Source organism: Arthrobacter sp. 147(2020) (genome assembly GCF_013116715.1).
Lineage (GTDB): Bacteria > Actinomycetota > Actinomycetes > Actinomycetales > Micrococcaceae > Arthrobacter_D.
The window spans coordinates 1-21,602 of record NZ_JABFOM010000022.1 but is presented as its reverse complement, the minus strand read 5'-3'; the positions used below and the strand labels follow the sequence as shown (position 1 = coordinate 21,602).

General features: G+C 64.3%; 24 protein-coding genes. 13 read left to right on the top strand and 11 right to left on the bottom strand.

Annotated elements, in window-relative coordinates; all coding sequences use genetic code 11:
• The first annotated feature begins 10 nt into the window (after positions 1 to 10).
• Entirely contained in the window at positions 11 to 658 is a 648-nt protein-coding gene (locus tag HMI58_RS13345; protein WP_171620422.1) for a VOC family protein, read from the top strand.
• Between the two features lie 90 nt (positions 659 to 748).
• Complete coding sequence (locus HMI58_RS13340; protein WP_171620420.1) at positions 749 to 1,453, top strand: alpha/beta hydrolase; 705 nt, start codon at positions 749 to 751, stop codon at positions 1,451 to 1,453.
• A gap of 64 nt (positions 1,454 to 1,517) precedes the next feature.
• Here HMI58_RS13340 and HMI58_RS13335 read toward each other — a convergent pair whose 3' ends face one another.
• From HMI58_RS13335 to HMI58_RS13325, 3 genes are all read right to left on the bottom strand, one after another.
• Positions 1,518 to 2,279: a class I SAM-dependent methyltransferase gene (locus HMI58_RS13335; RefSeq protein ID WP_171620418.1), complete on the bottom strand. Its 762-nt coding sequence runs from the start codon at positions 2,277 to 2,279 to the stop codon at positions 1,518 to 1,520.
• Positions 2,280 to 2,313: 34 nt separating this feature from the next.
• On the bottom strand, positions 2,314 to 2,724 hold the full coding sequence (locus HMI58_RS13330; RefSeq protein WP_171585223.1) for a VOC family protein: 411 nt from the start codon (positions 2,722 to 2,724) through the stop codon (positions 2,314 to 2,316).
• Between the two features lie 109 nt (positions 2,725 to 2,833).
• Positions 2,834 to 3,106 (bottom strand): DUF2277 domain-containing protein, encoded by a 273-nt coding sequence (locus tag HMI58_RS13325; protein WP_171585224.1) that lies wholly within the window; start codon positions 3,104 to 3,106, stop codon positions 2,834 to 2,836.
• A 106-nt stretch (positions 3,107 to 3,212) separates the two neighbouring features.
• Here HMI58_RS13325 and HMI58_RS13320 point away from each other — a divergent pair, with 106 nt between their 5' ends.
• From HMI58_RS13320 to HMI58_RS13305, 4 genes are read left to right on the top strand one after another with little or no spacing between them, the layout of a single operon-like run.
• Complete coding sequence (locus tag HMI58_RS13320) at positions 3,213 to 3,989, top strand: alpha/beta fold hydrolase (RefSeq protein ID WP_171620416.1); 777 nt, start codon at positions 3,213 to 3,215, stop codon at positions 3,987 to 3,989.
• Positions 3,990 to 4,001: 12 nt separating this feature from the next.
• Positions 4,002 to 4,418: a DUF3054 domain-containing protein gene (locus HMI58_RS13315; protein ID WP_171620414.1), complete on the top strand. Its 417-nt coding sequence runs from the start codon at positions 4,002 to 4,004 to the stop codon at positions 4,416 to 4,418.
• A 55-nt stretch (positions 4,419 to 4,473) separates the two neighbouring features.
• Positions 4,474 to 4,755, top strand: a complete 282-nt coding sequence (locus HMI58_RS13310; protein ID WP_171585227.1) for an Lrp/AsnC ligand binding domain-containing protein — start codon at positions 4,474 to 4,476, stop codon at positions 4,753 to 4,755.
• A gap of 2 nt (positions 4,756 to 4,757) precedes the next feature.
• Positions 4,758 to 5,483 (top strand): copper homeostasis protein CutC, encoded by a 726-nt coding sequence (locus HMI58_RS13305; protein WP_171620412.1) that lies wholly within the window; start codon positions 4,758 to 4,760, stop codon positions 5,481 to 5,483.
• On the opposite strand, the gene trpD is transcribed toward HMI58_RS13305, so the two are convergent.
• Entirely contained in the window at positions 5,480 to 6,544 is a 1,065-nt protein-coding gene (gene trpD, locus HMI58_RS13300; RefSeq protein WP_171620410.1) for an anthranilate phosphoribosyltransferase, read from the bottom strand. The genes HMI58_RS13305 and trpD overlap by 4 nt on opposite strands.
• A 148-nt stretch (positions 6,545 to 6,692) precedes the next feature.
• On the opposite strand from trpD, the gene HMI58_RS13295 reads away from it, so the two are divergent.
• The 4 genes from HMI58_RS13295 to HMI58_RS13280 all read left to right on the top strand — a co-directional run bounded on the left by HMI58_RS13295 (position 6,693) and on the right by HMI58_RS13280 (position 11,008).
• Positions 6,693 to 7,331, top strand: coding sequence for a heme-copper oxidase subunit III (locus HMI58_RS13295; RefSeq protein ID WP_171585230.1), 639 nt, complete (start codon positions 6,693 to 6,695; stop codon positions 7,329 to 7,331).
• A gap of 87 nt (positions 7,332 to 7,418) precedes the next feature.
• Positions 7,419 to 8,204, top strand: a complete 786-nt coding sequence (locus HMI58_RS13290) for a cytochrome c (RefSeq protein ID WP_171585231.1) — start codon at positions 7,419 to 7,421, stop codon at positions 8,202 to 8,204.
• Positions 8,205 to 8,298: 94 nt separating this feature from the next.
• Positions 8,299 to 9,324, top strand: a complete 1,026-nt coding sequence (locus tag HMI58_RS13285) for a Rieske 2Fe-2S domain-containing protein (protein ID WP_171585232.1) — start codon at positions 8,299 to 8,301, stop codon at positions 9,322 to 9,324.
• A gap of 1 nt (position 9,325) precedes the next feature.
• Positions 9,326 to 11,008 carry a ubiquinol-cytochrome c reductase cytochrome b subunit gene (locus HMI58_RS13280; RefSeq protein ID WP_171620408.1) on the top strand — a complete coding sequence of 561 codons (1,683 nt, stop codon included), beginning with the start codon at positions 9,326 to 9,328 and terminating at the stop codon, positions 11,006 to 11,008.
• An 85-nt stretch (positions 11,009 to 11,093) separates the two neighbouring features.
• Here the strand turns inward: HMI58_RS13280 and HMI58_RS13275 are convergent, their stop codons facing one another.
• Entirely contained in the window at positions 11,094 to 11,876 is a 783-nt protein-coding gene (locus HMI58_RS13275) for a GntR family transcriptional regulator (RefSeq protein ID WP_171620468.1), read from the bottom strand.
• Positions 11,877 to 12,031: 155 nt separating this feature from the next.
• Here HMI58_RS13275 and HMI58_RS13270 point away from each other — a divergent pair, with 155 nt between their 5' ends.
• Together HMI58_RS13270 and HMI58_RS13265 are read left to right on the top strand one after the other, a co-directional pair.
• Entirely contained in the window at positions 12,032 to 12,571 is a 540-nt protein-coding gene (locus HMI58_RS13270; RefSeq protein WP_171620406.1) for a PadR family transcriptional regulator, read from the top strand.
• A 182-nt stretch (positions 12,572 to 12,753) separates the two neighbouring features.
• Positions 12,754 to 14,292: an AarF/UbiB family protein gene (locus tag HMI58_RS13265; RefSeq protein ID WP_225668139.1), complete on the top strand. Its 1,539-nt coding sequence runs from the start codon at positions 12,754 to 12,756 to the stop codon at positions 14,290 to 14,292.
• A 358-nt stretch (positions 14,293 to 14,650) separates the two neighbouring features.
• Here the strand turns inward: HMI58_RS13265 and HMI58_RS13260 are convergent, their stop codons facing one another.
• The 5 genes from HMI58_RS13260 to HMI58_RS13240 form a co-directional block, all read right to left on the bottom strand.
• On the bottom strand, positions 14,651 to 15,052 hold the full coding sequence (locus tag HMI58_RS13260) for a cytochrome c oxidase subunit 4 (RefSeq protein ID WP_171585236.1): 402 nt from the start codon (positions 15,050 to 15,052) through the stop codon (positions 14,651 to 14,653).
• A gap of 3 nt (positions 15,053 to 15,055) precedes the next feature.
• Complete coding sequence (gene ctaD, locus HMI58_RS13255; RefSeq protein WP_171585237.1) at positions 15,056 to 16,777, bottom strand: cytochrome c oxidase subunit I; 1,722 nt, start codon at positions 16,775 to 16,777, stop codon at positions 15,056 to 15,058.
• A complete protein-coding gene (coxB, locus tag HMI58_RS13250) occupies positions 16,777 to 17,643 on the bottom strand; it encodes a cytochrome c oxidase subunit II (RefSeq protein WP_171620402.1) in 867 nt (288 codons plus the stop codon). Before coxB ends, ctaD begins: the two co-directional genes overlap by 1 nt.
• Before the next feature lie 193 nt (positions 17,644 to 17,836).
• Positions 17,837 to 18,217 carry an iron-sulfur cluster assembly accessory protein gene (locus HMI58_RS13245; protein WP_171585239.1) on the bottom strand — a complete coding sequence of 127 codons (381 nt, stop codon included), beginning with the start codon at positions 18,215 to 18,217 and terminating at the stop codon, positions 17,837 to 17,839.
• 126 nt (positions 18,218 to 18,343) lie between these two features.
• Positions 18,344 to 19,747: a dipeptidase gene (locus HMI58_RS13240; RefSeq protein WP_171585240.1), complete on the bottom strand. Its 1,404-nt coding sequence runs from the start codon at positions 19,745 to 19,747 to the stop codon at positions 18,344 to 18,346.
• Between the two features lie 88 nt (positions 19,748 to 19,835).
• Between HMI58_RS13240 and HMI58_RS13235 the strand changes: the two genes are divergently transcribed.
• Complete coding sequence (locus HMI58_RS13235) at positions 19,836 to 20,408, top strand: DUF3043 domain-containing protein (RefSeq protein ID WP_171585241.1); 573 nt, start codon at positions 19,836 to 19,838, stop codon at positions 20,406 to 20,408.
• Between the two features lie 58 nt (positions 20,409 to 20,466).
• Here the strand turns inward: HMI58_RS13235 and HMI58_RS13230 are convergent, their stop codons facing one another.
• The gene (locus HMI58_RS13230; RefSeq protein ID WP_171585242.1) at positions 20,467 to 21,543 is read right to left on the bottom strand and encodes a quinone-dependent dihydroorotate dehydrogenase; all 1,077 of its coding nucleotides are present in this window, start codon (positions 21,541 to 21,543) and stop codon (positions 20,467 to 20,469) included.
• Positions 21,544 to 21,602: the final 59 nt, after the last annotated feature.

Here is a 21,602-nt window from a genome sequence, read left to right as displayed (position 1 = left end):
TACTGGTGGCATGGACTCACTCACCATCGACCAGCTCCTCGAAGCAGACCTCGCCGACTGGCGGAAACTGGCACAGGCTATCCATGCCAGATTTGGCATTCCCGACTACGCCACCGGTGCCGCCTTTGTTGCCGCCATCGCTGAAGCCGCTGCAGCGAAGAACCACCACCCGTCCATCACCCTGACCACGTCGTATGTCGACCTTTCCCTGATCAGCCACGACGTCGGCGGGGTGTCTCAGCGTGATGTGGACCTGGCGCGGGCGGTCAGCGACATTGCGCGGGAGATGGGCTTGCCACCTAGTCCCGAAGCGTTGGGTGGACTGGAGCTCTCCCTGGATACCGCCAACCTCGCCGCCGTGGGACCCTTCTGGGCGGCCCTCCTCACGGGCAGCGCTGACGCGCAGGAGGGTGACGACATCGTTGACCCCAATGGCCGGATGCCGGTCCTCTGGTTCCAGTCCACCGACCCGCACGACACTCCACGGCAGCGCTTCCACGTTGATCTGTGGGTCCCCCACGACGTGGCCGAGCAGCGCATCGCCGCTGCCGTTGCTGCGGGTGGACGCGTGGTCGACGACGAACAGGCGCCCGCCTTCGTCGTCCTGGCCGATCCTGAGGGCAACAAAGCCTGCGTGTGTACCTGCCTGAACCGGTGACCTGCACGTGATGGGCGCCAACCGCCGCCCGCCTGCTCGGGCAGTGGCAGCTGCTTGCCGATAAGCGCCGGTTCGGACTAGGGTCCGGGCATGGACATCATTCTGGTACCCGGATTCTGGCTGGATGCATCGTCGTGGGATGAGGTGACTCCGCCGCTCGTGGCGGCTGGACACCAGGTTCATCCCCTCACCCTGCCCGGGCTCGAGGCGAAGGACGCACCCCGGTCCGGGATCGGACTTCGCCAGCACATCGACGCGGTGGTGAAGGCAATCGACGACGTCGGCGGGCCGGTGGTACTGGTGGGTCATTCCGGCGGCGGAGCCATCATCTACGGCGCGCTCGATCAGCGCCCCGATAGGGTGCTGCGGGCGATTTACGTTGACAGCGGTCCCCTCGGTGACGGCGGAAACATCAACGACGAACTGCCATCCTACGGCGACGACATTCCGCTCCCCGCCTGGGAGGTCTTCGAGGAGGATGACCTCATCGATCTGGACGATGGACTGCGCGCGGCGTTCATCGCCCGTGCCATCCCGCAGCCGAAGGGCGTCGCCACCGACCGCCAGGTACTGCACGACGAACGCCGCCTCACTGTTCCCACGACCGTGATCTGCTGCGAATTCACCTCGGAGCAGCTCAAACGATGGATGGCTGCCGGGGATCCGTTCGTCGCCGAACTGGCCCGTGTCCAGGATGTCGACTACGTCGACCTACCCACCGGACACTGGCCCCAGTTCACCCGTCCCGCGGATCTCGGCACAGTGCTTCTCGCCGCCGTCGACAGGACGTCCTGAGCTGACCAAAGAACTGGAATTACCCAGTGCTGCGAGCAGACTGTCCATCCCGGGCCAACAGGGGTCACCCTGGGCGCGCCCTGACCGTCCACGCCGTCGCGTCGATCCCGAACGGGGCGGCCGGAAGCAACCCGGCGCAGGCATGCCGCAACTCTTCACGGCCTGGCATGTCCAGGCGCCTGACATAGTCTCCCGCCGGTCCGACACCGAGGGTATAGGGCTCCCACCAGGCAGCGAACGACTCGAACTCCACCCGCACTGTCATACTGCCCTGCTCGATTTCTCTCAGTCCGGCAGCATCGAACAGGGCGGCCAACTGTCCCTCGGCCGTGCCGGCGAGGTCCGCTTCGGTCGGCGCCAGATCGTCGATCGATTGGACCGCCTCCCAGAACGTGGCGAGTGGACCTTTCGCGCCGGCGTGGTCACACACGCAGGCTGCAACGATCCCACCGCTGCGGGTGACCCGCGACATTTCCCGCAGGCCTGCAACAGGGTCTGCCATGAAATGAACCACCAGTTGCGCGAGGGCGACGTCGAAGGAACCGTCCCGGAAAGGCAGGTCCTCGGCGGTGCCCCGACGAATGTCAACGCCGGGCAGCCGTACCCGGGCAGCATCGACAAACGGGGCCGACGGATCAACCCCCGCGACCTGCTCCGGGCCCAGCAGTGACGCGAGTTGAACGGTCAACGCTCCGGGGCCACACCCGACGTCCAGCACCCGCTCGCCGTGGTGGACTCCGGCAAGACTGACGAACTCCCGGGCCAACGGCACCGAATACTGTCCCATGAAGCGGTCATAGGAGTCGGCGCCAACGGCGAATCCCATGTACACCCCACTCTGGCGCTACCTGCGTGCGAGCTCAGGCTCCGCTGATGTTGACCAGCCAGTCGACCCCGAACTGGTCCTTGCACATACCGAAGCTGTCGCCCCAGGGTGCCCGCTCCAGCGGCACGGTGACGGTGCCTGAACCCGAGAGCTTCTCCCAATAGCCGCGCAGTTCCTCCTCGTCTTCGCCGCTTAGTGACACCGAAAAGTTGTCGCCCTCCGTGTAGGACATACCGTTGGGAATATCGGCGCCCATCAACAGGAGCCCGCCATCAGTTTCGAGCTGCCCGTGCATGATCTTTTCGGCGTCGGATGGGTCCTGGCTCATCTGGTTTTCACCGAAAGTGCTCAGTGAGAGCTCCCCGGAGAAGACCGAGTGGTAGAAGGTCATTGCCTCCCGGGCGTTGCCATTGAAATTGAGGTAGGGATTCAATCGGGTGGTCATCACAAACTCCTGACAGTGCTGGAGGGGTGAAGGCTAGACAGCGGTCATTGATGGCAGACCCCGGGGAGCCTGCCCGACCCCGGCCGTGTCGGCCCGGGGCCAGGAACAGCTAAGCGGTCGCGAACCGCTTAGCTGTTCGCGCGCGGTGCTTCTCAGCTTCAATCTCCCGGTCCTTGGGAGGAGCCGTGGTCACCAGATCGTCGAGCAGGTGCGCCGTCACGTGGGCGATGCGCTCGACGGCGGTGTCGAACACCTCCTGGTTTGCCTTCGAGGGACGGGTGGAACCGCTCACCTTGCGAACGTATTGCAGGGCGGCAGCATGGATTTCCTCGTCGGTGGCAGACGGTTCGAAATTGGACAGAGGTCGGATGTTTCTGCACATATTCCATAGCGTAGGCCGACTTCAGCGCGGGGGGAATAGCTGGTCCGGTTCAGCTATTCGACTGATGAATGCCTACAGTTGGAGGACTCCCAAGCGAAGGATCCTGATGCATTTCGAACGACACGGCAGTGGCAAACCCCTCCTCCTGGTGCACGGACTCGGCTCAAGCCTCCGCACCTGGGACCCGATCATGCCAGCGCTGACCGCCGAGCGTGACGTGATCGCCGTCGACCTCCCCGGGTTTGGCCAGACCGCCCCCTTGGTGGGCCCGGCGACTATTGGAACACTTACCGACGCCCTTGGTCAGTTCATCGAGACTGAGGGCTTTCAGGGCATAGACCTGGTGGGAAGTTCGATGGGCGCACGGATGGTGCTCGAGCTCTCCCGGCGCGGGCACCCGGGCACCGCCATTGCGCTGGACCCGGGTGGATTCTGGACCGGTGGCCAGCGGCTGGTGTTCGGTGTCAGTATCACTGCCTCGGTCGCCCTGGTGCGGGCCATCCAGCCTGCGCTGCCTTTCCTGACCAGGTCAGCGGCCGGTCGGACCGCCCTCCTGGCGCAGTTCTCGGCCCACCCGTGGAAGCTCGACCCCGAGCTGGTCCTGACCGAGTTGCAGGGCTACTCCGCGTCCCCCAGCCTCGACGAGGCCCGACGCTCCCTCATCGAGGGACCGGTGCAGCAGGGAGCACCCAGCGGATCCCTTCCCGGCCGGGCTGTCATCGGATGGGGTCGGCAGGACCGCGTCACTCTCCCCAGCCAGGCGGCGACGGCGCAGAAGCGCTTCCCCGACGCATCGCTGCACTGGTTCGACTCGAGCGGGCACTTCCCCCACTGGGACCAGCCCGCCCAGACCGCGCGGCTGATCCTCGACAGCACCTCCTGAGCGCGGAAGTCGATGACTCCCCCACAAGACCTGCCGTCGACCACCCGCCCGGCAGTAACAGGTGGGCGGGCCGCAGGCTGGCTGCTAGCCGATCTTGCGCTGGTTGTTGCCTTCGCGGCGACCGGGCGCTCGACCCACGAATCCGGGCTGGCGATCCTGGGCATCCTCAGCACCGCCGGGCCTTTCCTCGCTGCCTGCCTGCTGACGTGGGTGGTGTTGAGGGCCTGGCGCTCGCCTGCCGCGCCCTGGCCCACCGGGGTGCTGGTCTGGCTCGGCACAGCCGTGGGAGGCCTTGCACTCCGGGCGCTGTTCGGAGGAGGGATGGCGGTGAGTTTCCTCGTGGTCGCCGTCGTCGTGCTGGGCGTGGTCCTGCTGCTCCCCCGCACGGTGGCGACGCTGGTCCTGCGGCGGCGTGCTACTTCGCGATAAGTTAGCTGCAAGCCTCTACCACCCATCAGTTCCACCTCTGCCAGGGAGACCTCCAATGATTACCGCTTTCGTCCTGATCCAAACCGACGCCTCCCGGATTCCCGAGTGTGCCCAGGAAATCTCCGAGATCGACGGCATCAGCGAGGTCTATTCGGTCACCGGTGAGTGGGACCTCATTGCGATTGCCCGGGTCAGCAGGCACGAGGACCTGGCCGACGTCATCGCCGACCGCCTGTCCAAGATCGAAGGAGTGGAGTCCACCACCACCCAGATCGCTTTCCGGTCCTATTCTCAGCACGATCTCGATACTGCGTTCTCGCTGGGCTTCGAAGGCTGAGGATGCGGGTCGAGATCGCGGTGCAGGACGCCGCTGGCGCGGCCATCGCGCACGACGCCGGCGCAGTGCGCGCCGAGCTTTGCGTGGGGCTGCCGCTGGGAGGACTGACGCCCTCCGCCGGGTTGATCCGCCGGATCAGGGCCCAGGTCCCGGCACTCCCGCTGCATGTGCTGATTCGCCCCCGTCCCGGAGGGTTCACCTACTCCCCCACCGAGCTCGACGTGATGGCCGCGGATATCGAGGCGGTCGCAGCCGAGGGGGTGGCGGGCGTCGTCGTCGGGGTCCTGGCCGCCGGCGACACCGTCGACGCCGAAGCGCTGGGGGCCCTGAGGCAGGTGGCGCCCGCACTCGAGTACACCTTCCACCGGGCAATCGACCACACCCCTTCGCCCGTCCACGCCCTTGACGCGATCTCCGCGGCAGGGTTCAACAGGGTCCTCACCTCCGGCGGCGCGCCCTCCGCGGCACAGGGCCTTGAGACTCTCGCGGCGATGGTTGCTGCGCAGAGCGGTCTGACCATCCTGGCGGGTGGTGGCGTGGCCCTGGACGACCTGCCGGCCCTGTCCCGCGTCGGCATCACCGAGGTCCACCTCTCGGCGAAGGCAACCCACCGTCCGCCCGGAGGCGGGATTTCCCTGGGAGTGGCTGACACGGAGGGCAACAGCTACCAGGTCACCGACCCGCTGCAGGTTGCAGCGGTGATCGAGCAGGCGATCCAGCTGCCTTAGGCAGCGCCGGCGGTCACTTGCACCCACTTGTCCAGCGCGGCCTGGGCAGCCCCCGAATCGATCGACCTCTCGGCACGCCGCATCGCTGCCGAGATCCTTTCCACCAGGGGCGCCTCATGGTCGGTAGCGAACGCTACGAGTCCGGCAGCTGCATTGAGTACGACGGCGTCCCGTACCGGCCCGCGCTCCCCCGCGAGCAGCGCCCGCACCACTGCCGCGTTGCTGGCCCCGTCAGCGCCACGCAGCGCTTCGACCGGGGCAACCGGCAACCCGAAGTCAGCGGGGTGGACAGTGTGCTCGGTGACCGTTCCGTCCCTGACCTCCCACACAGTTGACGAGCCGCTGGTGGTGAGCTTGTCCCTGCCATCGCTTCCCCTGAAGACCAGGGCGCGGGTCCCCCGCGCAGCGAGCACGCCAGCCATCAGGGGCGCCATCCGCTCGCTGGCGCAGCCCATGGCCTGCGCATCGACGCCTGCGGGGTTACTGAGCGGTCCCAGGAAGTTGAAAGCGGTGGGGACCCCCAGTTCACGCCGCGGAACCGCTACGTGACGCATGGACGGGTGAAACACCTGGGCGAAACAGAACGTGATCCCGGCTTCCTCGGCCGAGCGGGCGACGTCGGCGATTGAGAGGTCCAGCCGGACGCCCAGCGCCTCGATGACGTCGGCGGCGCCAGCGGATGAGGAAGCACTCCGGTTGCCATGCTTGACCACCTTCGCCCCCGCGCCCACTGCCACCAGGGAGGACATGGTGGAGATGTTGAGGGTGTTCAGGCCATCCCCTCCGGTACCGACAATGTCGAGGGTGGGGCCGGGGACCTCGATACGGTGCGCGCGGGCGAGCATCGCTTCAACCAGCCCGACGAGCTCGCCGACGGTTTCCCCCTTGCTCCGCAGGCCCACCAGGAACCCCGCCACCTGGGCGTGGCTGGCCTCGCCCTCCATGATCTGGTCCATGGCCCAGCGGGTCTGGGCTGAGGATAAATCGTCCCTCCGGATCAGGGCTGAGATCAGGACAGGCCAGGTCGGGGAAGCGTTGTCGGGGCTGGAAATCGTCGTCACACCTCAAGGTTATCTACGAATTGTAGAAAGTCATCTGTTGGCATCTTCCGCGCCGTTACTGGGATGGCGCGTCCCCAACGTCCACGGGGACGCGCCGGGACGGCATCAGCATTGGTGAACTGGTGCTTTTTAGAGACATAATGGCTCTGTGACATCTGCGACTCAAGCCCCCAGTACCACGGCGCATCCCACGCTGAACCGCCCCAACATGGTTTCCGTCGGAACCGTCGTTTGGCTGTCCAGTGAGCTGATGTTTTTCGCCGGACTATTCGCCATGTACTTCACCCTGCGCTCCACCTCGAGTGAGCTATGGGCAATGGAGACCGAAAAGCTGAACGTTCCGTTCGCCCTGATCAACACGATCATCCTCGTCTTGAGTTCGGTGACCTGCCAGTTCGGTGTGTTTGCCGCAGAACGGTTGCAGCCTCGCCGCACCGGCAGCGTGTTCTCCCCAGCGAGGTGGGGCATGATCGAATGGTTCCTCCTGACGTTCATCATGGGCTCCATCTTCGTTGCAGTGCAGGGCTACGAGTACGCGGTACTGGTCTCGGAGGGTGTCTCGCTCTCCTCCAACGCGTATGGCTCGTCGTTCTACATCACCACCGGTTTCCACGGGCTCCACGTCCTCGGCGGGCTGATCGCCTTCCTGTTCATCATCGGACGAGGGTTCGCCGCCAAACGATTTGGCCACTTTGAGGCCACCTCGGCGATTGTGGTGTCGTATTACTGGCACTTTGTCGACGTCGTCTGGATTGCATTGTTCATCATTATTTATTTCCTGAAGTAACCCTTAGTTGAACCCTCTTCTACTAGGTGTAGAATTCCATCAAGCGGTACCGGCAGTGATTGCACGACAGAAGGCAGGAACCAGCAAGTGAAGGCACTTTCGCAAAGGCGACGTCATCCCCTGGCAGCGGTAGCTTTGTTGCTCATCGGATTACTCTTCACGGGCGGCGTCTACGCCCTGGCGAGCAGCACCAACGAAGCCAAGGCACAGACCTTCTCGGCTGATCAGGTGGACGAGGGCGAGAAGCTGTTCGTAGCGAACTGCGCCACCTGTCACGGGATGGGTGCAGTCGGTTCGGAGAACGGACCATCCCTGGTAGGGGTCGGCGCAGCTTCAGTCGACTTCCAGGTAGGCACCGGGCGTATGCCGATGCAGATGCAGGGCCCTCAGGCCCAGGTCAAGCCACCTCAGTTCGATGACGAGCAGACCATGCAGATGGCAGCTTACGTGGCATCGCTTGGCGCTGGCCCGGCCATCCCCGGCGAGGACATGCTCGACACTTCTGACGCCGATCCCGCCAACGGTGGCGTGGTTTTCCGCGTCAATTGCGCCATGTGCCACAACGCTGCCGCTGCCGGCGGCGCCCTGACACGGGGCAAGTACGCTCCGGCCCTCTCAGGCTCGACGGCCAAGCACACCTATGAGGCAATGGTCACCGGACCGCAGAATATGCCGGTCTTCAGCGACGCCAACATCACCCCCGAGGACAAGCGCGACGTGATCGCGTTCCTTGAGACCATCGACGAGCAGGGCTCCCCCGGTGGAGCTGACCTTGGTTCGCTCGGCCCGGTCTCCGAAGGCCTCTTTATCTGGGTAGCGGGACTCGGCGTGATCATCGCCTTCACCGTCTGGCTCACCGCGCGATCGTCCTAGACCGCAATGGCGCACCACAGGCCGCCCACGGGCGGCACCCACAAACTTAACAACAGACCACAAGCAGTGTTTTTCCAGAAGGATGCGAGGGATCATGGCCGATCATAGTCACGGCAGTCCAGAGAGTACTGGCGTCGTAGCTAGGCCCGGTCAGGGCGATGTGCAGAAATTCCAGAACCCTGGACTGCCACCGCACCGTCCCCGGCTGGCCGACAGGGATCCCCGCGCTGAAAAGCGTGCCGAACGGCAGGTAGCGATTCTCTTCCTGGTGTCGATCATTGGCACCGTGCTGTTCTTCGTCGGGTACTTCCTCATTCCCCTCGACGAGACCATCGAGACCCTTCGCCTCCAGAACCTCACACTGGGCCTCGGCACCGCATTTGCGATGCTCGGCATCGGCGTCGGCATCGTCCACTGGGCCAAGACCCTGATGCCGGATCACGAAGTCTCCGAGGACCGCCACGAGATCCGCACCGAAGCCGACCGCGCGGATGCCGAGAAGATCATCAACGACATCGTTGAGGAGACGGGCATAAAGCGGCGCCCGCTGATCCGCAATACCCTGCTCGGTGCGATGCTCCTGGCCCCGCTCCCCGCCGTCTTCATCTTCCGCGACCTGGGCCCCCTGCCCGGTGACGCACTCCGTCACACCTACTGGGATGCCGGGACGCGGCTTGCTCGGGACCCCAGCGGTACTCCGATCAAGGCTTCCGACGTGACCATCGGGTCGGCGTTCCACGTCATCCCCGAGGGACTCTCGGATTCCGAGCACTACCTCGAGGAAAAGGCCAAGGCCGTTGTCTTGCTGATGCGCCTGAACCCCGATTCCCTGAACCCCTCCCCGGGGCGAGAGGACTGGGGTTACCAGGGCATCGTCGCCTACTCCAAGATCTGCACGCACGTGGGTTGCCCTGTTGCTCTGTACGAACAGCAGACCCACCACCTGCTCTGCCCGTGCCACCAGTCCACCTTCGACCTCACGCAGGAATGCAAGGTCATCTTCGGACCAGCGACACGACCGCTACCGCAGCTGCCCATCGCCGTTGATGACGAGGGCTACCTCATCGCTACCAGCGATTTTCAAGAACCAGTAGGACCAAGTTTCTGGGAGCGTGGCTGACATGAGCAGCACGACAACGCAAAGTACCTACCAGCCCAAGACCAACGTTGGGAAGATCACCAACTACGTTGACTCCCGGGTCGGTGGGTCAGGAATCGTCAAGGAGTTCGGCCGGAAGATCTTTCCGGACCACTGGACCTTCATGTTCGGTGAGGTGGCGCTGTACTCATTCGTCATCCTGCTCCTGTCCGGCACCTTCCTGACCTTCTTCTTCGATCCGTCGATGGCGGAGACGCACTACGAGGGCAGCTATATCCCACTCCGCGGGGTAGAGATGTCCGAGGCGTACGCCACCGCTCTGAACATCTCCTTCGATGTTCGCGGCGGCCTGTTCATGCGTCAGGTCCACCACTGGTCGGCACTGCTCTTTGTTGCCGCCGTATCGGTGCACATGCTCCGGGTCTTCTTCACCGGCGCTTTCCGCCGTCCCCGCGAACTGAACTGGGTGGTGGGCTGCGTCCTGCTCATCCTGGCGATGGCTGCAGGGTTCACTGGCTATTCCCTCCCCGATGACTTGCTCTCCGGTAACGGCCTCCGCATCATCGACGGCGTGATCAAGGCGGTACCGGTTGTAGGTACCTACATCAGCTTCTTCCTCTTCGGTGGGGAGTTCCCCGGTACCGTGGTCATCCCGAGGCTGTATGTGCTGCATATTCTCCTGATTCCGGCGATCATCCTGCTGATGATCGTGATCCACCTCTTCATGGTTGTGACCCACAAGCACACCCAGTTCCCCGGCCCAGGCCGCACTAACGACAACGTGGTCGGCTTCCCCGTCGGCCCCGTGTACGCCGCCAAGGCCGGTGGATTCTTCTTCATCGTGTTCGGCATCATCGCCGCCATCTCGGCAGCCTTCACGATCAACCCGATCTGGAACTACGGACCGTACGACCCATCCCCCGTGTCCGCTGGAACCCAGCCCGACTGGTACATCGGCTGGGTTGACGGCGCGCTGCGTCTGATGCCGGGCTGGCTGGGCGGTCTTCCGCTCGAGTGGAACATCCCGATGCCGTGGGGCGTCAACACCCTGTCGCTGAACGTGCTCCTCCCGGCGCTGGTTCCTGCAGGAATTGTCTTCACCCTCATGTTCGCCTGGCCATGGATCGAGTCATGGCTCACCAAGGACAAGCGGGAGCACCACCTGTTGGACCGTCCGCGTAACGCACCGTTCCGCACGGCGGTCGGCGTCTCCGGTGTCGTGTTCTACTGCGTCATGTGGGCAGCGGCCAGCTCCGACCTCATCGCCACGCACTTCTTCGTCTCGCTCAACGACGTCACGTACTGGTTGCGGGTGTTGTTCTTCGTCGGACCGATCATCGGGTTCATGGTTGCACAGCGCATCGCGCTGGCGCTGCAGCGCAAGGACCGGGAGATTGCCCTCCACGGCCGGGAGACCGGTCGGATTGTGCGGCTCCCCCACGGCGAGTTCATCGAGGTTCACGAACCCCTTGACGAGTACAAGCGCTACAACCTGGTCAACTACGAGTCCCACAGCGTGCTTCCTGCCGAAGCCGACGTCAACGGTCACGTCACCCGGACCGAAAAGGCTCGCGGCCGGTTGTCCCGCTTCTTCTTCGAGGACCGGGTTGCACCGGTAACCCCGGCCGAACTCGAGGCAGCCCACTCGCATGGGCACCACGATGCGATTGCCGAACAGCACGACAAGGCAGCCGTCTCCAAGTAACATGTCAACAAAAGGGCCCGATCCAGCACCAGCTGGGTCGGGCCCTTTCGTTTACCTCGTGGGAAGAGCGACCACCTGAGCCACCCTAAGGGCCGTTGAGTCGCTTGGCGGTGTAGGCGCGGGGCGAACGCACACCGGGGCGCTGAAGAGGCACCCACAGCTTGTAGCGGTCGGCGCGGTAGTAGGACACCGAGTAGTCAATCATCGACCGGGCCACATACGCATGGCGCTGGATCTTGAGCAGCGGCGCACCGAGGTCGACGTTGAGCAGGCGCGCGATGGAGGCTGAGGCTGCGGTTGCCTCGATGGTGTCCTCCCCCCACTCCATGACCAGGCCAAACCTTTCACTCAACACGTTGTACAGCGACGTGGGAGCCGGCTCATCAAGGATCCCGGGCACCCGATGCGCCGGGATAAAGTTCTCATCGACGCTCATCGGCTCGCCGTCGGCGAGTAGCTGGCGCCGGAACCGTACGACGGGGTGCCCCTGCTCCAGTTGGAGTTCCCTGGCGATCAGCGGGGTCGCCCCGATCTGTTCGAAGCTGAGGACCCGCGCATCGGGAACCATACCCCGGCGGTGCATCTCCTCGCTGTACGAGGTGAGCTTCATCTGCAGATCCAGCTTCGTGTGCGCGACAAAGGTGCCCAGGCCGACAATCCGCTCCAGTACCTCTTCGGCTACTAGGGCGTCGATGGCGTGGCGCACAGTCATGCGTGCCACCCCGAAATGTTGGGTCAGTTCACGCTCCGAGGGGATGGCAGTTCCCGGCTCGGCATGGGCAGTAATCAGCTCGCGCAGGATCTCCCGCAGCTGCACATGTTTGGGGGCGGTCGAATCGGGGCGGAGCCCTTCCTCGAGTAACCGCAGTAGCGTGCTCGACACCGGTGGCGACCTTTCCTACAGCTGCAACAACTGGCTGCTTCCAGTCTAAAGGTGTCCCCCCACAGCGTTGATTCCACCGGGCCCCCAGGGGTATCGTTGACTATCGTTATATATCGTTGAAGACGACTGAGGAGAGCATCATGCGAAGTTCCTACCCACCAAGTGGATTCGGCGGCAACAACATCGACGGGATGTGGCAGGCAGTCGAAGAGCTCCGGTCACGGTTTGAGAAACGCTCGGGGACACGCGCTGGCCGGGGTGAGGTCCGCTCCGCCATCCTTGCCCTGTTGGCGGAAAGGCCCATGCATGGGTACCAGATCATCCATGAAATTGAGGAACGCAGCGGGGGCAGCTGGAAGCCCAGCGCGGGATCCGTCTATCCCACGCTCCAGCTGCTCGCGGATGAGGGTTTCATCAGTGCCGAAGAGTCCAACGGTCGAAAGATTTTCTCGCTGACCGAGGCGGGCCGTGAGGAGGTGGCGGGTGCCGGCAGTAGCCCCTGGGGGCCATCCGAGCACTCGGGCGCTACTGGGTTCGGTGCTCTGCCCAAGGCCGGAGTTGAACTGGCCCAGGCCGCGGCCCAGGTGGGGCGGACCGGGACACCGGCGCAGGTTCAGGAGGCAGTCAAGGTGCTCAATGATGCGCGCCGCCGGTTGTACTCGATCCTCGCCCAAGACTGACCGGCGTGAGCTTGGACCGCCGGGGTACGGCGGATTCGCTCCCCGGCGTGGGTGCCACGCGCGCCCGCTACCGGCGCATCGTGCGGTTCGCGGCGTGGCATCTCGCCGTAACCTGGTGGTTCGAGCTGGTCCTTCCTCGCATTGGGCTGGGACGAATCGCCGAGCGTACCAGGACCCGACGGATGCTGCGCTTCGCACGACGCTTCAGGGTATTGGCGGTGGACCTGGGTGGGCTGATGATCAAGGTGGGCCAGTTCCTGTCGTCGAGACTCGATGTTCTGCCACCCGAGATCACCGCGGAACTCGAAGGGCTTCAGGACGAGGTGCCGCCGGTACCCTTTCCTGCTATCCGGATCCTCGCCGAAGCGGAGTTAGGAGGGCCGCTCGAGACGGTCTTCGCGTCCATCGAAGAGTCCCCTATCGCCGCGGCGTCATTCGGGCAGGCGCACCGCGCACAGCTTCGTGCACTGGATGCGGCCGACACGGGGCTGGCCGACGTCGTCGTCAAGGTCCAGCGGCCCGGCATCGACGCGATCATCGACATTGACCTTGCGGCGCTGCGGAAGGTGGGCGGCTGGCTTAGCCGCGTCCGCATCGTGTCCTCGCGGGCCGACGTACCTGCCCTGGTGGAAGAGTTTGCGCAGATCAGTCTGATGGAGATTGACTACCTGCGGGAGGCCCAGAACCTGGAACGGTTTGCCTCCGACTTTGACGAGAACGATCGGGTGGGAGTGCCCGAGGTCGTCTGGGAACGGAGCACCCGCCGCGTTCTGACACTTGAGGATGTCACAGCGATCAAGATCACCGATACGGCGGCCCTGGCGGCCGCTGGGATCGATCCTGCACAGGTAGCCCCCGTGTTCGCATCCGTCATGTTCGACCAGATGTTCACCAACGGTTTCTTCCATGCCGATCCGCACCCCGGCAACATTTTTGTGACGCCTGACCGGCAGAATCCTGGAGCACCCACCACCTGGAAGCTCACCTTCATCGACTTCGGGATGATGGGCGAGGTCCCGCCCAGCACCCGAGATGGGCTGCGGAAACTGCTGATCGCCGCTGCGACCCGCGATGGGAAGGGACTGGTCGCCGCCATCAAGGACGTGGGCGTGCTGGTTCCCTCGGCGGATACCGGTGAACTGGAGCGGGCGATGACCCACCTGTTTGCCCGGTTTGGCGGCATGGGATTCGCTGAACTGCGGGAGGTGGATCCCAAGGAGTTCCTTGATTTTGCTGTTGAATTCGGGGATCTGGTCCGCTCGTTGCCTTTCCAGCTACCCGAGAACTTCCTGTTGATCATCCGTGCCATGTCGCTGACGTCGGGGGTGGCAAGTTCACTCGACCCCCGGTTCAACCTGTGGGATTCCGTTGAACCCTACGCCGCCCAGCTCCTGCGGGACGAGCGCGGCAACATTGTTCAGGATGTGGCCCAACAGGCCCTCACGGCGGCTTCGGTGGCCGTGCGGCTTCCACAACGCATCGACGGGCTCATTACCCGGGTGGAGGACGGCTCCCTGACCGTCGCCAACCCCCGACTGGAGCAACGGCTCACTCGCCTGGACCGCACAGCTCAGCGTTCCGCTTCGGCACTGGTCTTCGCGGCGTTGCTGATCGCTGGCTCGGTGGTGAGGGCCGATGACACAGGCCTGGGAAACGTGCTGATGCTCGCCTCGGCGCTCCCCCTCCTGCACGGACTCTGGGCTGGCCGTCGGGGCCTGTAGCACCACCGCGGTTGCGGGTCCGCCACGGCAGGGCCGCGGGGCCGGCACCACCCCGGCCCTGTCTGAGCTCCCAGTAACCATGTCTGAGCTCTCAGTACCCTGCCAGAGTCACCAGCACCTCGTCAGAATCACCAGCGCGGAGCCTCAGGTCCCGGCCGAGCGATAGCCGCACCCCGCTCGCTAGCCCTACCCCGAGCGAAGGTCGGACCCACAGCGGGGCCGCGACTCTCGACGAGCCTCCCGCGACCAGGGTCCGCTATCGTTAGCCGACACGGCCTGCCGTTAACGACGTTGGGCCCCCACCCGGAGGTGGGGGCCCATCGTTGCAATGCTTGACTAGAGCCTTGCAATCCTTGATTTAGTGGGCGTGGTCCCCACGGCTGTATTCGAAGACCCAGCCAACCAGGGCGATCACGCAGAGGCCGAGGCTGATGTAGAGCACCCACCAGCCCACTGCGAGGCCCAGGAAGCCGCCAGCAGCCGACAGACCGAGCACGAGGGGCCACCAGCTCCAGGGACTGAAATGACCCTGTTCACCTGACCCTTCATGGATCTCGGCGTCGAGCCTATCCTCGGGCCGCATTCCGATCCTGCGGCCGGTGAACCCCAGGTAGAACCCGATCATTGCGGCCAGTCCGCCGACCAGCAGGATGCCGAGGAACCCGACGTATTCGGTCCACCCGGTGAGGTAGCCGTAGACCACTCCGACGAGTACGAAGAAAGGTGCTCCCCAGAAGAAGAGTCCGGTCTCAACCTTCATGTGCTAGGCGTCCTTCCGGTCGGCCGCGCCAAGTGCCTGTCCTACGGCAGAGCTTGGCGTGTGCTGCTGCTGCAGCTCGGGGTGGTGGAGATCCAGTGCGGGACGCTCTGACCGGATCCGGGGCAGTGACGTGAAGTTGTGGCGTGGGGGAGGGCAGGAGGTCGCCCATTCCAGCGAGGCACCGAAGCCCCAAGGGTCGTCGACCTCGACCTTCTTGCCGCTGCGCCAGGTGATGTACACGTTCCAGAAGAACGGAATCAGTGAGGCACCGAGAACGAAGGACGCGATGGTCGAGAACTGGTTCATCGCTGTGAACCCGTCCTCGGGCAGGTAGTCCGCGTAACGACGGGGCATACCGATGACGCCCAGCCAGTGCTGGATCAGGAAGGTGCCGTGGAAACCAACGAACAGCATCCAGAAGTGGATCTTTCCGAGACGCTCGTTCAGCATCTTTCCTGTCCACTTTGGCCACCAGAAGTAGAAGCCAGCGAACATCGCGAAGACGACGGTACCGAAGACCACGTAGTGGAAGTGGGCCACCACGAAGTAGGTGTCCGAGACGTGGAAGTCGAGCGGAGGTGAAGCCAGGATGATGCCGGTGAGTCCGCCGAACAGGAAGGTCACCAGGAACCCGAGGCTCCAGAGCATGGGCGTCTCGAACGTGATCGAGCCACGCCACATGGTGCCTATCCAGTTGAAGAATTTCACGCCAGTTGGCACCGCGATCAGCATCGTCATGAAGGCGAAGAACGGCAGGAGCACCGCACCGGTGACGTACATGTGGTGGGCCCAGACGGTCACCGACAGAGCGGCAATGGCGATCGTCGCGTAGACGAGCCCCTTGTAGCCGAAGATGGGTTTCCGGCTGAAGACCGGGAAGATCTCGGACACGATGCCGAAGAACGGCAGCGCGATGATGTACACCTCGGGGTGCCCGAAGAACCAGAACAGGTGCTGCCAGAGGATCGCTCCCCCGTTGTCCGGGTCGAAGATGTGTGCACCAAACCGCCGGTCCGCACCGAGGGCGAAGAGTGCCGCGGCCAGTGGCGGGAAAGCCATCAGCACGAGGATCGCCGTGACGAGGGTGTTCCAGGTAAAGATCGGCATCCGCCACATGGTCATGCCGGGGGCACGCATGCAGATGATGGTGGTGATGAAGTTGACCGCACCCAGGATGGTACCGAAGCCCGACAACGCCAGGCCGAACACCCACAGGTCACCACCGAGCCCCGGGGAGAAGGTGGTGTTGGACAGCGGCGCATAGGCGAACCAGCCGAAGGACGCAGCACCCTGGGGGGTGATGAAGCCGGATACGGCGATGGTGCTGCCGAAGAGGAAGAACCAGAAGGCCAGCGCGTTCAAGCGTGGGAACGCGACGTCGGGGGCGCCGATCTGAAGCGGCATGATGACGTTGGCGAAACCGGCGAACAGTGGGGTCGCGAACATCAGCAGCATGACCGTGCCGTGCATCGTGAACAGCTGGTTGTACTGTTCCTTGGTCTGCAGGATCTGCATTCCTGGCTCAAAGAGCTCCGCACGGATGACGAGCGCCATAACGCCGGCCAGGCAGAAGAAGATGAAGGACGCAATCAGGTACATGTACCCGATGGTCTTGTGGTCGGTGGAGGTAATCCAGCTGACCACGACACGGCCCTTGGACCGCGGGACGACCCGGGGCGCGACGGTGGTGCCGGAGTCGTCAGCTGTGTATTCGTAAGTGGACATCAGCCGTTACTCCCTGCTGGTTCAAGTTCGTTGTCGGAGTACGAGTTGCGATCGTATTCTTCACCGAGTTGGCCATCCTCAAGGGTGGCCATGTGCGCATCAAACTCTTCCTGCGAAACCACTGCAACGTTGAAGAGCATCTCCGAGTGGTATTCACCGCACAGTTCGGCGCACTTCCCGTCGAAGGTGCCTTCCCGTGTGGGGGTGAGGGTGATGTAGTTGGTGCGACCGGGAATCATGTCACGCTTCTGCAGGAACGCTGGCACCCAGAAGGAGTGCAGCACATCGCGGGCATTGAGCTGGAGCTCGACGGTCTGGTTAACCGGCAGGTAAAGGGTAGGAAGTGTCTCGGGGACACCTTCCTCACCGGTCAGGTTGGCCTGGACTCCGCTGAAGTACTTGTCTTCGTTCACGTAGTTGAAGTCCCATGACCACTGCTTGCCACGGACATCGACTACCAGGTCCGGGTTGTCCACGCGGGCATCAATGGCCTGCTGGTCCCGGTCAGTGAAGTAGAAGAAGACGAGAACCATGAACAGGGGAATCGTCAGGTAGAAGACCTCAAGGGGAAGGTTGTAGCTGACCTGGCGGGGAAATCCTGTCTCATTCCGGCGCCGACGGTAGGCAACGATGCACCAGATGATGAGACCCCAGGTGATGACGCCGACTATCAGTGCCGCAATCCAGGAGTTCACCCACAGATCAATGATCCGACCGGTGTGGTTGGTGTTGTCGCGCTCGGCGGGCAACCAACCCCTTTGGACTTCAGCTGAACAGCCCGACAGAAACAACGCGCCTACCAGCATGAGGCTGGAGATCTTGGTGACCCTTGCGCGCCGGGTGCCGGTTCGGTGCTGCGAACTCACAGACGGCCCTTCCTTTTCTTACGTGTCTGCCACCCGTGGCGGCGTTACCCCGTGTGCGCAAAAGGCACACATTTAGTTTTACTACTTACTGTAGAGCTTACCCGTAACCGCCGCCATCGGATGACACAAAGACGGCCTGCCGCGGAACTTTTGGCAGGTCATCCTGGGTGTTTGTTTGGGCAGCAAACACGTGCTAGTGGAACGAATCGCCGCAGGCGCAGGACCCACCCGCATTGGGGTTGTCGATGGTGAAGCCCTGCTTGGAGATGGTGTCCTCGAAGTCGATCGAGGCGCCCGCAAGGTAAGGGACACTCATCCGGTCGACGATGACCTCGACGCCGTCGAACTCCCGGACGGCGTCGCCGTCGAGGGTACGCTCGTCGAAGTACAGCTGGTAGATCAGGCCTGAACAGCCGCCGGGCTGCACGGCAACGCGGAGGCGCAGATCGGTGCGGCCTTCCTGCTCCAGGAGGCTGCGTACCTTGTCGGCTGCAACATCGGAGAGCATCACCTCATGGGCGGCCAATTCCGCCTCGGTGGTTCCGGTGGTGGTTTCGCTGGTGGAAGTACTCATAACTGGTTTCTCCTCGCTGTGGACACGCGTCGCGGTTTTGTGTCCTACCTAATGGTACGTCGGCAGTCCCGTCCGCGACCAACCCCGGCCAGGGCAGGTCGCGGACGGCGTCCCCGGCCGGGTTGGTCAGAGACCCTCGGCATTGATGCGGGAGAGCATCAATGCCTCGGCAAGGACAGCTTTCTGGAACTCTGCGAGATGCAGCGACTCGTTGGCGCTGTGTGCGCGGGAGTCGGGATCCTCAACCCCGGTGATCAGGATCTGCGCGGAGGGGTACACCTCGGTCAGGTCGGCGATGAAGGGAATCGAGCCTCCCATTCCGGCTTCAACGGCCGGGACCCCCCACGCTTCCTGGAGCGCCCACAGGGCGGTCTGGGCGGCCGGTGCAGCCGTGTCGGCGGCGAAGGCGCTACCGGTCTCCCCCTCGGTGAACGTCACGGTTGCACCAAATGGCGCGTGACGCGCCACATGGTCCTTGACCGCAGCCATCGCCGATGCCGGATCCTGGCCCGGCGCCAGGCGCAGGCTGAATTTGGCGCGGGCCCGTGGGAGCAGGGTGTTGGAGGACAGGGCAACTGTGGGTGCGTCCAGCCCGATGATGGACAGCGCGGGCTTGGTCCAGAGCCGCGAGGCGATGGATCCGGTACCGGCAAGTTGGACGCCGTCGAGCACCGAGGCGTCGGCACGGTAGTCGGCCTCCGGATAATCGACTGTGGCGTCGTCGCCGCCAGCGAGCCCTGCGATGGCGACATCGCCGGCGTCGTCGTGGAACGTGGCGATCAGCCGGGCGAGGAGCGTCGGTGCGTCCAGCACCGGTCCCCCGAACATGCCCGAGTGGACCGCGTGTTCAAGGACCTGCACCTCGACGGTACCGTCGACCAGACCGCGCAGGCTCGTGGTCAGGGCGGGGACGCCGACCTTCCAGTTGCTGGAATCGGCGACCACAATCACGTCAGCCTGGAGCAGGTCCCGATGGGTGTCGAGGAACGTACGGAAGGTCGGCGAACCGGCCTCCTCCTCGCCCTCGATGAACAGGGTGACGCCGACGCCGAAGTCCTGCCCGAGGACATCGTCCAGCGCGCGGAGGGCCCCGATGTGCGCCATGATGCCCGCTTTGTCATCGGCTGCTCCCCTGCCGTAAAGCCGGCCCTCGCGTTCGACGGCGGTGAACGGCTCGCTCTCCCACAGCGCAGGGTCGCCCGGCGGTTGCACGTCGTGGTGGGCGTAGAGAAGCACCGTCGGTTTCCCTGGTGCGGCGGGCCGGCGGGCGACGACGGCGGGACCGCCCTCGACCCCGTCGGTGGTGACCCGGAGGATCTGGACGTCGTTGAGGCCGGTGGCACGAATCAGGTCCGAGACGGCTGTGGCGCTGCGGTCCAGCTCGGCCGGGTCGAAAGCTTCCCAGGCGATCCCGGGGATGGCGACAAGGTCAATGAGGTCAGTGACCACCTGGTCGAAGCCGGCGGCGACGGCGGCGCGGAGGTCTCCAGCCGAAAAGTCGTGGGGGGATGCGAGTTGTTCATCAGTCATGTAAGTCGACCTTACACAGTGGCGTTGTGGAGTGACCGCAGCGAAGTGACCGGGCGCACGTGACCGGCGCGGCGGGTATCCTTGAAGGGTGTTTGGACGTAAAAAAGAGGCCCCCGAGGCCCCCGTAGACCAGTTGCCCGAAGAGCGCCCCGTTGGCAAGGGAGTGCCGACGCCGCGCCGTAGCTCGCAGGAAGCCGCGCGGAAACGCCCGCTCGTCCCCGATGACCGGAAGGCCGCGAAGGCGGCCAGCAGGGATGCGCAGCGGGCCGAGAGGCTCCGGATGCGCCAGGCCCTCGATACCGGCGACGAGCGTTACCTGCCCCTGCGCGACAAGGGCCCGGCCCGCCGTTACATCAGGGATTTTGTCGACGCCCGCTGGAATCTCGGTGAGTTCCTCATGGTCGCAGCGCTGGTGTTTGTGATCCTCAGCTTCGTGCAGAACCTCCAGGTGCAGGCACTCGTGCTCAACGCCTTCTGGGTGCTCATCCTCGCCGTCGTCCTGGACTGCTTCCTACTGCGCCGCAGCCTCAAGAAACGCCTCACCGCCAAGTTCGGCGAGCCCGCCCGCGGCGATCTCTGGTACGGGGTCACTCGCGGCCTCCAGCTCCGACGGCTCCGGCTGCCCAAGCCGCTGGTGAAGCGCGGCGAATACCCGGCCTAGGCTCCTACCTCTCACTCCCCGCCCGGACACATCCGGCGGGGAGTGAGAGTTTTAAGGGCTAATGGCGTGCTGCGAGCAACTCTTCCAGCCGCCGGTTGATCTGCCGTGCCCAGAAGGGGCCCTCGTAAAGAAATCCGGTGTAGCCCTGCACCAGGGTGGCGCCGGCGTCGAGGCGTTCCAGGACGTCCTCGGCGGTTTCTACTCCGCCGACCGACACGATGGCCAGCTGATCGCCAGCCGCGGCGCGGAGCCGTCGCAGCACTTCAAGGGAGCGCTGCTTCAGCGGAGCTCCGCTCAGCCCTCCCACCCCGCACTTCATCACCAGCGCGTTGTCGCTGGCCAGACCCGAGCGGGTGATGGTGGTGTTCGTGGCGATCACCCCGTCCAGACCCAGGTCGACGGCGAGGGCCGCGACGTCGTCGATGTCCTGGTCCTCCAGATCGGGGGCGATCTTCACGAGCAGCGGCACCGGACGCCCCGCACTGTCGTTGGCTGCCTTCCGGACCGCGGTCAGGAGCGGCCGTAAGGATTCGACGTTCTGCAGGAGCCGGAGGCCCGGAGTGTTGGGTGAGCTGACGTTGACCACCAGGTAGTCAGCGGCGGGCGCCAGTTCCCTCGCGCTGACCAAGTAGTCCGCGACCGCGTCCCGCAGATTGACCGCCTTGGTCTTGCCAATATTGACACCAATGATCGGCCGGTTGGCCACATACCGCCGTTCCAGCCGGGTCCGCGCCGCCCTCAGCCGTGGGGCGACGGCCGCCGCGCCGTCATTGTTGAATCCCATCCGGTTGATCACAGCCCGGTCTTCCACCAGGCGGAACAGGCGGGGTGCTGGGTTGCCCGGCTGCGCCTGGCCGGTAATCGTGCCGACCTCCACGTGACCGAATCCGAGGCTGGTCAAGGCGGTAATGCCGTGACCCCCCTTGTCGAATCCGGCTGCCAGACCAAACGGGGACGGGAACGTAATCCCGAACGCCGAGGTCTGCAGTCCCGGGTGCGGTTTCGTCAGATGACGCAGCGCGGGGCCAGCGGGGGTGCGCTCCGCGACACGAATCAGCCGGAACCCGATCTGGTGGGCCCGTTCGGCGTCCATACGGGAGAAGACTGCTCGAAAAAAGGCAGGGTAGATTCGCATGCTCTAAAACTCCCACGCGGGGGCTGCCAACAACAACTCGCACCCGCCCGCCCCGGCAC

Excerpts from the sequence above, each read along its gene's own strand:
- HMI58_RS13315 (WP_171620414.1), top strand. The coding sequence starts at position 4,002 with ATGACTCCCCCACAAGACCTGCCGTCGACCACCCGCCCGGCAGTAACA.
- HMI58_RS13340 (WP_171620420.1), top strand. The coding sequence starts at position 749 with ATGGACATCATTCTGGTACCCGGATTCTGGCTGGATGCATCGTCGTGG.
- HMI58_RS13240 (WP_171585240.1), bottom strand. The coding sequence starts at position 19,747 with ATGACTGATGAACAACTCGCATCCCCCCACGACTTTTCGGCTGGAGAC.
- HMI58_RS13330 (WP_171585223.1), bottom strand. The coding sequence starts at position 2,724 with ATGACCACCCGATTGAATCCCTACCTCAATTTCAATGGCAACGCCCGG.
- ctaD (WP_171585237.1), bottom strand. The coding sequence starts at position 16,777 with ATGTCCACTTACGAATACACAGCTGACGACTCCGGCACCACCGTCGCG.
- HMI58_RS13245 (WP_171585239.1), bottom strand. The coding sequence starts at position 18,217 with ATGAGTACTTCCACCAGCGAAACCACCACCGGAACCACCGAGGCGGAA.
- HMI58_RS13265 (WP_225668139.1), top strand. The coding sequence starts at position 12,754 with ATGCTGCGCTTCGCACGACGCTTCAGGGTATTGGCGGTGGACCTGGGT.
- HMI58_RS13260 (WP_171585236.1), bottom strand. The coding sequence starts at position 15,052 with ATGAAGGTTGAGACCGGACTCTTCTTCTGGGGAGCACCTTTCTTCGTA.
- HMI58_RS13280 (WP_171620408.1), top strand. The coding sequence starts at position 9,326 with ATGAGCAGCACGACAACGCAAAGTACCTACCAGCCCAAGACCAACGTT.
- HMI58_RS13345 (WP_171620422.1), top strand. The coding sequence starts at position 11 with ATGGACTCACTCACCATCGACCAGCTCCTCGAAGCAGACCTCGCCGAC.
- HMI58_RS13335 (WP_171620418.1), bottom strand. The coding sequence starts at position 2,279 with ATGGGATTCGCCGTTGGCGCCGACTCCTATGACCGCTTCATGGGACAG.
- HMI58_RS13285 (WP_171585232.1), top strand. The coding sequence starts at position 8,299 with ATGGCCGATCATAGTCACGGCAGTCCAGAGAGTACTGGCGTCGTAGCT.
- HMI58_RS13230 (WP_171585242.1), bottom strand. The coding sequence starts at position 21,543 with ATGCGAATCTACCCTGCCTTTTTTCGAGCAGTCTTCTCCCGTATGGAC.
- HMI58_RS13325 (WP_171585224.1), bottom strand. The coding sequence starts at position 3,106 with ATGTGCAGAAACATCCGACCTCTGTCCAATTTCGAACCGTCTGCCACC.
- HMI58_RS13305 (WP_171620412.1), top strand. The coding sequence starts at position 4,758 with ATGCGGGTCGAGATCGCGGTGCAGGACGCCGCTGGCGCGGCCATCGCG.
- HMI58_RS13320 (WP_171620416.1), top strand. The coding sequence starts at position 3,213 with ATGCATTTCGAACGACACGGCAGTGGCAAACCCCTCCTCCTGGTGCAC.
- HMI58_RS13310 (WP_171585227.1), top strand. The coding sequence starts at position 4,474 with ATGATTACCGCTTTCGTCCTGATCCAAACCGACGCCTCCCGGATTCCC.
- HMI58_RS13270 (WP_171620406.1), top strand. The coding sequence starts at position 12,032 with ATGCGAAGTTCCTACCCACCAAGTGGATTCGGCGGCAACAACATCGAC.